Genomic DNA, 12,741 nt, shown 5'->3' on the forward strand with positions numbered 1-12,741 from the left:
TTCTTAGAGTGGACTGTAATAGTAACATCACCTTGGGTAATGGTTGCTTTTCCTGAAACTTTTACAGCAACAGTCAAGGTTTTGGAGCAATAGGCACCATGAGTTTTGGTTAAAGGAACTGGATACCTACCAGAGGTAGATAGTTGTCATCCATAAGTATTATAAAACTAGCGCTTTAGGGCAAAGTGTCCTTTAATATTAAAAGCGCTGCCGTTTTGGATAATATTGGCAGAAAACCAATAATCATCAGAGGGCATGTTCTGTCCGTTATATGTACCGTCCCAACCAATGGAAGTGTGAGGTAAAGTCTTGAGAAGTTTACCATGTCTATTGTAAATATAGACTATAGAGCCCGTAAGTTCTGGGCGCTCTATTCCAATGATATGCCAATGATCATTAAATGTATCATTATTTGGTGTGAAAAATTTAGGTATGTCGAAAATAAATACACTTTTGGAAACATCCATACAGCCATTTAAATCCCTAACGGTAACCGTATGTTCACCATAGCTCACATTTTCAAATACATTGGAAGTTTGGGCTTCTCCATGATCCAAAATATAAACATAATCCCCAATTTTAGCGGGGTCTATTTCCACTATTATTCTATTCGGATCTGCAAAGTCTATGGTGGGAGTAAAATTAATGATGGCTTCATCTGAGGCTATAACCTTGAAAGTATGCGTATTTTCACAGGGACCGGTAATATATGGCCTAACTATTTTTACCCATAAATCTAAAGTACCGTTAGCTAAATCTGAAGGTTCGACAATAATTATGGGTGTTGTTTCTCCTGTAGACCACTCGTAATTATCACTAGAAAAGCCTGTTTCTGCAGTGATAGCTATGGCTGTATCGTTGCATAGTGGAACCATATCCTCTAGGTCTATTTTGGGTAATGGTTTTATATTTAAATTAAACTGTGTGGTGGCGTAGCATGTGGTGTTATTGTTTTCTACTCTTACGAAAACAGTTTCATTATCACTACCATCGTGTAGATTGTTCAAAGGGTTTTCCTTGTCCTGTGCATTTTCTATAGAAGCATAATAGCTTAGGGTGTACAGATTAGGGTCTTGTGTTCCTAGAATGATAGCATCATTATCGTTTAGGTTAAATGCCCGTGTATCGGTTTCATCAGTATTATCATCACAATAATACAGATCGGGTGCCCCATTCGCCATGGGGTTCGGATTTATTTGCAGGTTAAATGAAGAGGTGATAAAGCAGCCCGTTGTTATATTGGATACCCTTATAAATATGGTATGGTTACTGGCCGTATAATTAAATATATTGTTTAGGGGCGCTACATTGTTATCGGCATCATTTTGTGTATTGTGATATGAAATATTCACTGAACTGGGGTCGGCTACGATCATGGCATCTACTGTAGATAAATCAAAGGTATCCGTGTCATTATCACATATGGGTACCGTTCCTACATTATTAATTGCAGGGGGGAGGTTGACTCCCAATTCCAGTGGCACAACACTAAAACAGCTGGTTAAAGTATTTGCTACTTTAATATAGACCGTTTTGGCACTTGAATTAAAACTTGTCGGGTCTGGTATTTCATTGGTATTATCTAAACCGTCACTTTGATTGATATCATCAAAATCTTCAAAGTAGTTTGTTATAAGATTGGTTTGTATTCTATCTAAAATTTCAAAATCTGCCGTTGTTAAATCAAAAACGGTAGCTCCATCATAACCTTCATCACAAAGAATTAAAGGGGAAGGTGTGGTAATATCCGGGGCAGCAAGAATATTGATGCCCACTTCTTCAATGACAAAACATAAAGAGTCATCACTTTCAATCCTGGCATATAAGGTTTGTGGATTTCTCGTGTTTGTATAAGTAAGTGATAGTGCATTATCATTATTATCGGCGTCTCCTCGGGTAAGATGGAATGTTATATTTAGTGGTTCTGGAGGGTTAGCCCCTTGAATTTCCAGAATTTTTTCGTTTAAATCGAACGTGTCTATACCATCGTTACTAATGTCATCACATCTTAAAAAAGGCGTTGGGACATTATAAACGGGATCTGGTGACACTTGTAATATAAATGATGCGGTGTCGGAACAATTGGCATCGGTTATGTTTTCTACACGTACATAAATGGTCTGGGGGCTGGATGTATTTTGGTAAACGGTGTTTTTGTCTATGGCATTGGCAATATTACCAGATGTTGCATCCATTTCATCCTCAAAATAATAGACTTCTTTGCCCGTTTGCCCATTTAAAATTTCTGCATCTTTATCGGCTAATAAGAAATCAGCCGTACTACCGCCTCCTGCTTGACAAATTTGAAAGTTACTAATGGCAGGAATATTGGGTAATGTATTAACAATGACTTGAAGTTCAACAATATTATAGCACCCAGAAGCATTTATAGAACTTTCTACTCTTATATAAATGGTTTGGGTGGTGGCATTGAATGTCGTCGTATCACTAATAGGGTTAGTAAAGTTATTAGCATCATCAAAAGACGTAAAAAAATCTATGTCCAACCCAGTGGGATCTGCTACTACTTCAGGGATCTTATTTTCGAGGTTTATTATAGAAAAACCATCGCCATCTGTATCACAAATTAGAAAAGGTGCGGGTTGTGCCGCCGCTGGTGCTAAAACAACTTCGATTTCGAAAAAATTAGTTGTGGCACATCCCGTATCATTATTTACAATACGAGCATAAATTGGCTCTGTAGGATTTGTGTTTGTATAAAAATCGGGTAATTGGTTTGCCGTATTATTATTGTCTGCATCAGCAGCAGTAGGGAAATAGGTCACCGAAAAATTGGTATTACCATTGGTTACCATCTCATCAAGTGAGTGAAGGTCAATGCTAACGGTACCATCATCATCCGTATCACAATAGGGAATGGGGTTTGCAGGATTAAATTGTAATATGGGGTTTACAAGAAGTGTGATGTCGCCAACTTCTGTACAGTTGCCATCATCTAGGCTCACATACAATACTTTAGGGCTTGTGGCTTCGTATAAAACGCCTTTAGGAATAGGGTTGGTATTATTGTCCCTGTCTGGTTCCGTTTCATAAAAGGTTACAGTAACGGGGTTGGGTAAGTCATCAGATATAAAGGATTCAATGGTTGTTAGGTTAAACTCTAAAGTATCATTTTCGTCATCGTTGGTATCACATAGAGCAAAATCCCCCAGGTTTGTGCCTGTTAAAAGCAGGTTGGTGTGAATTTCAAGCGGGATGATAGAGGCACAGAGCGTCGTATTATCTTCTACTCTTATATAAATGGTTTGTTGTTCGAGGTTTATATTTTCATAGTTGGTTTCATTGGAAATAGCGTTAGTGCCAGCATTAGCATCATCATAACTCTCATGAAATGTTGTAGTGACATTAGCAGGTAAACCACCAACAATATTGTTTAGAGCCTCTGTTAGATCAAAATTGGCAGTGCCGTCCAAATCTCTATCGCAAGCATCCAGATATAAGGTCTCTCTATCTACTACGGGGCTTATCGTAATGTCTACCGTTAATGTTTCAGAGCTATTAACACAGCCTGTTAATGCATTTATCACACGAACGTAAACAACCTCTGGGTTTGGAGGTGCATTGCTATTGACATAAGGTGATTGTATAGGATTATTGCCTGTATTGGCATCGGTAGGATTACGATGGTAAGATACAATAAGGTTACTTTGACCATTGGTTATTTCATCATCCTTTTGTGTTAGGTCTATGATGGTAAAACCATCGGGAGAGTCATCGTCATCACAAATTTCTAAAGTTGTTGGCGCAGTGATATTCGGTACTGGATTCACCACCAAATCGAAAGTAGTATAAGCAAAACAATTACTGTCCAAATCATCTATTCTAACATAAATAGTTTGTCGTGGACTAACAGTATTGGGAATGGGGGAAGTAATATTATTAACATTAGCTCTGGCATCTGCATCAGAAAAATGATATGAAAACGTATAATTTGAAAAGGGGATGTTATTGATGAGTTCAGGGTCTTTTATTGAAAGGTCAAATACTTCAAAACCATCCTCACTGGCATCATCACATAATTCATAATCACTAATAGGTGTAATAGGTTCTTCTGTGTTTAATGTAACGTTTATTTCGTCTTCTTCGGGACAACTCGAGCCATTCAGGTCTACAGTAACAACCACTCTATAGGTCCCATTTTCTATGGCATTATAGGTAGGGTTTATAGCGCCAGATATTAGGTTGTTATCTAAATACCAGGCATAGGTGGCCTGAGGATTTTGTATATCGGCATCTAAAAGCGTAGCACTGGCACAAGTTTCTATATCTTCACCTAAGTCTAAAATTTTAAAGCTATCCCCTTCAATGAACACTGCGGAATCAAAAGAACCATCGTTTTGATCTGCAATAATTATTTTAATGTGATATTGAACATTAGGTGTAATGGTTGTCGATGCCGTTAATACGTTGGTCCGCCCCACATAATTCGTGTCGCCTATGTTGTAACCATCAAAATATTGTTCGTTTTGAGGTGCACAGGCTGGTAGTAGATTAGGACGTATATTGTTTGTGTTAACAGGATCTGAAGTGCCAGGAACCAAAGCAATATTTTGATAAGGTCCCGTACTGGTCGCTTCTCTAATAAGGAATACAAAGCCATCGGAAACCAGACAGGGGTTAATGCCATCATAGTCTTCTGAAGCAAATAAATAGTTAAATTGGACTTGATTGGATATGGATACGATGTCAAATTCTATGGATGTGGCATTAAGCGTATTTGTAATACCTAAAGCGGTTTCTAAATCTGGATCTGTTCCCCAAGTTGTAGAACTTTCACTAAGTGTAGGCGTGATTAAGCCATTTCCGCCGGATGCTGCACTGCCCGTTGAAAGCATAATACCATTTTCAAAAGGGAAATTAGAACCGGCACGCTCAAAATAGCCGTAGCTTGGTAAACCGTGGGCATTGCCATTAACAGACGATGTTATATTAGAAATATCTACACAGCCATCCACCAGATTATCTTCTATGAGTTGCTGCAAACCCACACTACTATCTACAGATATTTGTTGGGCAAACATAAAGCTGCCACCACAAATGAATGTAAGTAAGAAGTAGTAAATAAATCTCATGGTTTGTAGGTATTCATTTTTATTCTTTTAGACAAATATGTACTATAAATAGGATAGAGGGAAAATTATACATGGAAAGTAGCTGTTTTTTGGATGAAACACAAAAAAAACACAGCAAAACGCATTTTTATTAGTTTTGAGGTCTTTTTTAATGAACCCATCTTGAGTTTAATACTTTAGGGTGAAATGATTTTTAAAGACCCTTCCGTCTTGTAGTTCAATAGCAAACCAGTAATCATCAACAGGTAATCTTTTACCATTACTGGTGCCGTCCCAACCTGGACCAATAGGGTTTATTTGTTTTATTAATTTACCGTATCTATTAAAAATCCGAATTTTGGTATTGGGTTGAAACATACTTGAGACCCCATGTATTTGCCAAGTGTCATGTTTACCATCGTTATTTGGTGTAAAGAATTTGGGAAAACCAATAACCGAAACCTTGTCGTTAGTTAGACCGCAATCATTTTTTACATCTTTTACGGTGATCGTATAGATTCCAGGGGAAACATTTTCGAAGCTATTATTTTCTTGATATGGAAATACCACCATATTGTTTTCGTCGAGCAACCTATATTGATAGGTACCCTCTCCAGATACCATAATAGTAATGGTATTGTTTTGGGAGGCATCAACGATCTTGATTTCTTGAAAAGTCGCTATGTTAGAAGGTTCAACAATAACCGTTCTGCTTTTAGAACATCCATTATCAATACTGGTAACGGTTACTTGATAGGTGCCGGGTTCGTTAACAGGAATTTCATAAGAATTTTCCCCTGTAGACCACTGATAGGTGTAATTGTTTTGCAAATTATTTGAAATATCGGCATTAATTGGAATGGTTTGGGGAAATGTGTTCAGGCAATAATAATACGTGAGATCTTCTGTATCTATGTTTGGTAATTCTTTGACGATGAGGGTTACTTCCGCAATACCAAAACAGGCATTGTTATTTTCTACACGTGCATAAATTGTTTGGTTATAGGGACTGTTTTTATTTGAATATGAGATATCTAATGGGTTTTCTTCTAGAAGGGCAGCCTCATAGGTTTCATAATAAGTGATGGGATAAACGAAGCCATTATTGGTTTGGATATTTGCCGTGATATCATTTAAATTGAATGTATTGATGCCGTCTTCAGATCCTAACTCATCACACGCATCATGAATATAGGCTTTTATGTTTTCAATACTTAAATTCAAGGTTAACACAGCGGTATCATAACAGTTTGTATCGGTATTATAAACTTCAACATATATAGGACTTGGAACATCTGCATTAAAGTTATAATCGCTGCTATTTGGAACTTCATTATTTCTACTACTATCCGTAAAAAATCTAGTAGCCAGTTCCGGAATGCCACCAGTAAGGTTGGCGTTGGCCTGGGTCAAATCAAATCTTGTAAAACCTCCTAACACCCCATCTTCATCACATTGAGTCAAAGTCGCATCATGAGCCACGGGGTTTGGGTTGAAACTAACATTTGCGATGCCTTCAAAAGTATCATCACATTTACCAGTATTTAAATCAATAAATACTTTATAGAGCCCAGGAGTAGAGACTTCCAGATCGAAATCCGATTCTGCTAAAGGACTTCCATTTAAAGACCATGAGTAAATGGCCCCGGGAATGTTATCTGCTCTTAATGTATAAGTATCTCCATCACATAATTGCAACCTTGTTGTAGTTACGGTACTGTTTCTTATAATATCAATTTTTTCAGCAAAAAAAGATGTTATAAAAGGCGGCAGGCCTTGTCTGGAGTTACGGCTTAAACGTATCGCATTATGATCGTAATCACATGAAGTTCCCAAAACATTGGGGTTATTTATAACTGATAAAAAGGGAGACCCAATAGAGTATGTCGCACTCATGGCCTTATAAATTCGACCATCCGGGCCTAATTGTAAACTCCCTCTGTACATTTGTCTGTTGTCTATGACAACTTCAGTATCGCTTATATTAGAGGCGGTTAGGTCATACTGTAACAGTGCACTATATTGCTCTGCAGGATTCCGAAATTCTTCATCTGTTTGAGGATCGTAATAAGTTGAGACATATAAAACCTTGTTGTTTTGAGAAAACTCGGCACCATAAGGTGATTGCCTTTTTCCTGGTCGGGAATAGTTGATGTTTATTTGGTTTTGATTACTAACAACCCCAGTATTTACATCAAAATCGTAAAGAAATAAACCGCTTGTTGAATTTGCACACACCAGTTTTGTGCCATCTGGAGACAATTTCAAGTAGCCTCTTTGATCGAAGACAAATAGGTTTGTAAAAGTGGAAGAAACAGGTGTTGTGTTTATGCCCATATCTGTGACTTCGTAAGCGTGAAATGTATTAAAAACAGTATCTGTAGGATCTCCATTTAAAGAAGAGAGAGTTATAACCCAAAGGGCCTGTGTTTTACAATCTTTTACAACGGCACTAATTTTTTCGGTACTATTAGGAAGTAAATTAATGTTCTTTGATGTAACATCTCCATATGTTCCGTTGAGTCTCATGTCAATTTCAGAATAGTGAAATCCTCTATCTGGGTCACCATTTAAAGAGGTATCTGCAGTGAAAATATAATATATATTGGGATCTTTAGGTTTGGGAATTACGATGGCGGATTGCGTACTGGAAGGATCTCCATATAGACCATTTCCCACTAATCTATTAGCGTTAGGCATGGGTCTGTGTAATCTGTCCCACACGGTTATACCATCAGTATAAAATAATAAATTACCATCGACATCAGAAATGGTAGTACAGCCTTCATCTGTACTTAATTGGCCATCCGTTAGGTCTGAAATGGTGCCATTAGCATTAAAACGAATGCCAGCATTCGCTCCAAAATACCAGTTTGCAGCCTCATTTTGAGAAAAACCCGTATGGCTCGTAATAATGAATAATGTCAATACGATAATTTTTCTCATAGAGCTATGACAATAGCTTACAAAGATATTACAAATCTCTCTTTTTTAATAATCTATACGATAAAAAGACAAATAGAGCAGTCCAACCTAAAACAATAGCTATTTCATACCAGTAAGCTCCATAATCGTACGATAGGTCAACTTTGTCGGGAAATTTTGTCATGGCTATTCTTTGAAATGGTTGATCGATCAATTTATACATGGATTTTAAAGGGAAGAAATTTTGTATTTTTTCTGCTAGATCTGTATTGAGTTTCCATGCCATCAATCCAAATAGTATCCATTCTAAAATGTAAAGTATAAATAAAAAGGCCAGAGCGAAAGCAGATCGTTTTACAAGCATTCCAAAAAATAAGCATAAACTAAAGAAGCCAACAAGTTTTACAAAGTATGCTAATAAGAATTCGGTCTGTCTGAAAATTATTGATACTTCATTATAGCTAGAATAATAAAGGCCAATACAAAGAGAGATTAAACTTATTATGATCGTTGAAACTAGAGAAAAGAAAACGATCGTATAAAATTTTGAAAGAATGAATTCTTTTTTACTTAAACCATCAATAAGGTTTTGTTTTATGGTTTTATTGCTATACTCATTACCAATCATGCTAACTACCACAATAGCAAAAAAGAATTTAAATTGAGAAGCAAAAAAAGTAGTTAAATGCCAGATTATAGGAAAATTAAAAATGCCTAACTCACCCAGTTCTAAAGTAAAAAAACCAAATACATTAATCTTTAATGACGATAAAAGGATAACAAAAAAAGGTAAAATAAACGAAATAAATATGAGTATTTTACTGGTTCTGTTAAGGAGTAGTTTTTGTAATTCTAAATTTAAAAGTCGTAACATGCGGTATATTTTGGTTGTATTAGTAATGGTCTGTTAATTGTAAGAACTGTTCTTCTAAACTTTCTTTACGCTGTACCAGATGAGTAAGTATAATACCTTTTTCAAATAAATATTTGTTGAAATCCTCAGAGGCCATAGGTGTATTTAAGAAGGCCGTTACTAAACCATTTTCAACCTTGATTTTTTTAAACGATGTATTATTTTCCAATAACCTTATTAGCTCGTTTTGTTTGTTCGCTTTTAATTCGAAAAAGCCATGACTGGAAATCATTTCATCTACACGACCAGAATATAACTTAGCGCCTTTGCGCAATACAACAACATGTGAACAGACTTTTTCAACTTCATCTAATAAATGGGATGCTAAAAGTATGGTCGTTCCTTTTGCTGCAATTTGCTTTATAATTTCTCTAATCTGATGTATTCCCTGAGGGTCTAATCCATTGGTCGGTTCATCTAATATGAGAATCTCAGGGTCATTTAAAAGTGCAGATGCGATGGCCAAACGCTGTTTCATGCCCAAAGAATAGGTTCTGAATTTACTGTCTTTTCGTTCTAAAAGCCCAACGACTCCCAGTTTTTCTTCAACTTTACTATACGCAACCCCCTTAATTTTACAAACTAATCTTAAGTTTTGAGCTGCCGTCATGTATGGATAAAAATTTGGACGCTCAATGATAGCTCCCACTTTTTTTAGAGCATCGTGGGTAGATGTCGTACCATCAAACCAATGAAAGTTACCTTGCGTCTTATTTACAACGTTTAGGACAATACCCAAAGTCGTAGATTTTCCACTTCCATTTGGCCCTAAAATACCATAAACGTTACCCTTGTTTATAGTGAATGATAAATCTTTTACTGCTGTTAAATACCCAAATTTTTTAGTAAGATTGTTAATTGTTAGTATGGATTCCAAATGATTAGGTTTTAATTGCCGTATGTGTCATGGCATTGGTTGTTTATTTAGTATGACGATGGTCAGGTTGTTTTGTTACAGGCTTGTTAAATAAAAGTTTTAAATTTGAATAATTATACCCTTGAACTCATTTAAACTTTTTGGATTAAAGCGAAAATGAGTTATTTTATAACCAATTGAAGGCTTTTCTTGAGTTGCATAGCATCGTTACGGAATAAAAGAAGACAAAAAGGGGATGTAAAAGGGACCTTTTTAGCCCATTATAAAAGTTTAAATAGTTCATCATGCAAGATTTAAAGATATCGAAAAGAAAACCATCGTATCCCGTAACTATTAAATTACATAATTACTTAGCCAGGTACGATAGGAATACAAAAATCCCTATATTTTATGACGATCTATTGCGTTTTCAAGGTTCTGTGGTAATATACGACAAGGAAGATAATGACACCCTTTGGATTAGGGTTTATTATAATGAATTTGAAAGAGAGGAAATAGATATATCCTTAAAAAAGGTTTATACCATTTTACATTCTGATGGAAATGAGAGCATACTTCCTTTTTTAAATGTGGATGCCATTGATTTTTGCACATTTGGAAACTCCAAGCCTTTTAGGATAAAGATTAGAAATGTTCTAAATGATAACTATACCTATTTTTATATAAAGACGACCGATGCTTCTCGTGTTTATGGCTTGGAACTGGAACACATGTTATCTCCCTATAATCTTAATTTTTTAGTTTATAAAAATACGTTGATAGAAGAACATATTACTGGTATACCGGGCGATGAGTTTATAAAAAATATGTTGCCTAAGTGCAGTAAGTCCGAAAAGGCGCAGATTGCAAAAGAATTTGTAAAGTTTAATGAGCGGTGCATGATCAGGCTCTTAGGGGATATGCGTTCTTATAACTATGTTATTGTGCCAACACACGATTTTGACCATGTTGTGTATAATATTAGGGCGATCGATTTTGACCAACAGTGTTATGAAGGAAAGTTTAATATTTATAGGCCCCAGTTTTTTAAAGAAAATTTAAAAATGGTGGAATTGGTCGCTGATAATATACAAAAGCTTTCTATCGATCAATATAAAACAGAAGAGCGCTCTATTTTAGTGAAACGGTTAAAAAGTTTTGCTATAAGAATAGAAGAATTGTTAGACTGTATGGTTAATGATGTTATTTCCAATAAGGAAAATATAGAATTATTAAAGACTACAATCTTTGATTATACGCATGATGTAAATTTTAAACGCAGCAAGAATATGGGAGAAATACTTAGGCATGCATTGGCGTTTTTAAGCCGTAATTATGAAAATGTAAAATTGGAGAATTTAAAATAGGGGGTTTAAGTCACTTCACGGAACAGAGGAACGTTAATTCCAGTTTTCATCAAAATCTAAATTGCCATAATCGTCAACATCAATACCGTCTTCAAATTCGTTAAGGTTGTCGTCATCTGTATCTGCTTCAAATAACTTATCGGGAGCCTCATCTGGTACTTGCCCTTTTACAAACATTAAATTAGGATAATCTGTGCCTTCAGCTTCTTCAACAATTTCAGCTAATTCAACATAGAAGGTCCACATACTTAAAAAATCGTACACATAAATCAGTTTTGTCTGTACCTCGTGTACTACGCTATTAATTTTGGTTTCATTCATTAAGCGTGCAGAGTTATTTTCACTTAAATCGAACAACGAAATTTCTTCACCTTGATCCCATTGCTCATTACTTAAATAAAAAGAGGCCATTTCCGTGCCATTAAACCCAAAGGATTGCGTAATGATATTATGTAAATCTTCAAGCGTATCGGTTTCGCGAATTTCTAAATCACGAAAAATATCATCTTCGGTGTCATTATCTAAAATAACTCTAAATCTGTAAATCATTGATGAAAAATTATGAGACAAAGGTAAGCTTTTTTGACTTATTTGGAAAAACGATGCAAAGTAAAAGTCATGGCGCTTAATAAAAAGAAAGCGCCTATTTGATGTGCGACACCTAGCCAAACGGGTACTTGTAATAATATAGTAAATACACCTAATAAAAACTGAATGCATACTATTATTAACAATAGGTTTATGCCTTTTGATTGATATATGGTTAAGTTTAGCTTTTTTGATTTTTTCCAAATTAAAAAAATGAACAAAACAACTATGTATGCTAAAATTCTATGAACAAACTGAACGCCACTTTTCCCTTCAATAAAATTTTTGTACCATGGGCTTTGTTCAATATAAACAGTTTGATGCATAAACTTGCCTTCACTCATCATGGGCCAATGGTTATGGATAAAACCAGCGTCTAATCCAGCTACAAATGCGCCATAAATAATTTGTAGTAACAAAAAGGCGAGACTTAACCGTACGAGGTTTCGAAATGTTGTATTTATTTCCTTTCTATGTGGAAATATTAAATCAAGAGCCACCCAAAAGGTATATGCAAATGTTATAAAGGCCGTTGTTAAATGTGCAGCTAAGCGGTAATGACTCACATCGGGATTATCTACTAAGCCACTTTTAACCATATACCACCCCAAAAAACCTTGAAAAGCTCCAAGACAGAGTAAAACGATAGATTTTTTTACTATGGCTTTTGAAAGTTGTTTTTTTATTAGAAAGTATAGAAAAGGAATAAAAAATACGAGTCCGATAAATCGACCGATAACACGATGTAGCCATTCCCAGAAATAAATATCCTTAAAATCCTGAAGGGTAAATTGATTGTTTAATTTTTGATACTCAGGGTATTGTTTATATAGGTTAAAGGCTTCTTGCCACTCAACATCGTTCATAGGCGGAATTGTTCCAGAAATAAGTTTGTAGTTAGAAATTGATAAACCCGAATGGGTTAATCTTGTAATACCTCCAACAACGACCATAATAAAAATAAGTAGGCATCCTGTAAACAACCAATAAATAACCCTTTTATTATCTTTTTTCATATTC

At 35.6% G+C, this 12,741-nt stretch carries 7 protein-coding genes; 1 reads left to right on the forward strand and 6 read right to left on the reverse strand.

Features of this window, described 5'->3' with window-relative positions; genetic code table 11:
* Positions 1 to 167: 167 nt before the first annotated feature.
* The 4 genes from PQO00_RS03105 to PQO00_RS03120 form a co-directional block, all read right to left on the reverse strand.
* A complete protein-coding gene (locus tag PQO00_RS03105) occupies positions 168 to 5,093 on the reverse strand; it encodes a T9SS type B sorting domain-containing protein (RefSeq protein ID WP_274183370.1) in 4,926 nt (1,641 codons plus the stop codon).
* 168 nt (positions 5,094 to 5,261) lie between these two features.
* Complete coding sequence (locus PQO00_RS03110) at positions 5,262 to 8,018, reverse strand: T9SS type B sorting domain-containing protein (RefSeq protein WP_274183371.1); 2,757 nt, start codon at positions 8,016 to 8,018, stop codon at positions 5,262 to 5,264.
* 28 nt (positions 8,019 to 8,046) lie between these two features.
* Positions 8,047 to 8,871 carry an ABC transporter permease gene (locus tag PQO00_RS03115; RefSeq protein WP_274183372.1) on the reverse strand — a complete coding sequence of 275 codons (825 nt, stop codon included), beginning with the start codon at positions 8,869 to 8,871 and terminating at the stop codon, positions 8,047 to 8,049.
* A gap of 19 nt (positions 8,872 to 8,890) precedes the next feature.
* Positions 8,891 to 9,787, reverse strand: a complete 897-nt coding sequence (locus PQO00_RS03120) for an ABC transporter ATP-binding protein (RefSeq protein ID WP_274183373.1) — start codon at positions 9,785 to 9,787, stop codon at positions 8,891 to 8,893.
* 284 nt (positions 9,788 to 10,071) lie between these two features.
* Between PQO00_RS03120 and PQO00_RS03125 the strand changes: the two genes are divergently transcribed.
* The gene (locus PQO00_RS03125) at positions 10,072 to 11,133 is read left to right on the forward strand and encodes a hypothetical protein (RefSeq protein ID WP_274183374.1); all 1,062 of its coding nucleotides are present in this window, start codon (positions 10,072 to 10,074) and stop codon (positions 11,131 to 11,133) included.
* Positions 11,134 to 11,166: 33 nt separating this feature from the next.
* Here PQO00_RS03125 and PQO00_RS03130 read toward each other — a convergent pair whose 3' ends face one another.
* The gene (locus PQO00_RS03130) at positions 11,167 to 11,682 is read right to left on the reverse strand and encodes a hypothetical protein (protein WP_274183375.1); all 516 of its coding nucleotides are present in this window, start codon (positions 11,680 to 11,682) and stop codon (positions 11,167 to 11,169) included.
* Positions 11,683 to 11,720: 38 nt separating this feature from the next.
* Positions 11,721 to 12,737 (reverse strand): COX15/CtaA family protein, encoded by a 1,017-nt coding sequence (locus tag PQO00_RS03135; RefSeq protein ID WP_274183376.1) that lies wholly within the window; start codon positions 12,735 to 12,737, stop codon positions 11,721 to 11,723.
* Between the last annotated feature and the right edge of the window lie 4 nt (positions 12,738 to 12,741).

Origin of the sequence: Flavivirga sp. 57AJ16 (assembly GCF_028736925.1) — a bacterium.
In the GTDB taxonomy this organism is placed as follows: Bacteria; Bacteroidota; Bacteroidia; order Flavobacteriales; family Flavobacteriaceae; genus Flavivirga.

Bases quoted from the DNA above. Each gene is read 5' to 3' on its own strand.
- PQO00_RS03105 (WP_274183370.1), bottom strand. From the start codon at position 5,093: ATGAGATTTATTTACTACTTCTTACTTACATTCATTTGTGGTGGCAGC.
- PQO00_RS03110 (WP_274183371.1), bottom strand. From the start codon at position 8,018: ATGAGAAAAATTATCGTATTGACATTATTCATTATTACGAGCCATACG.
- PQO00_RS03115 (WP_274183372.1), bottom strand. From the start codon at position 8,871: ATGTTACGACTTTTAAATTTAGAATTACAAAAACTACTCCTTAACAGA.
- PQO00_RS03125 (WP_274183374.1), top strand. From the start codon at position 10,072: ATGCAAGATTTAAAGATATCGAAAAGAAAACCATCGTATCCCGTAACT.
- PQO00_RS03130 (WP_274183375.1), bottom strand. From the start codon at position 11,682: ATGATTTACAGATTTAGAGTTATTTTAGATAATGACACCGAAGATGAT.
- PQO00_RS03135 (WP_274183376.1), bottom strand. From the start codon at position 12,737: ATGAAAAAAGATAATAAAAGGGTTATTTATTGGTTGTTTACAGGATGC.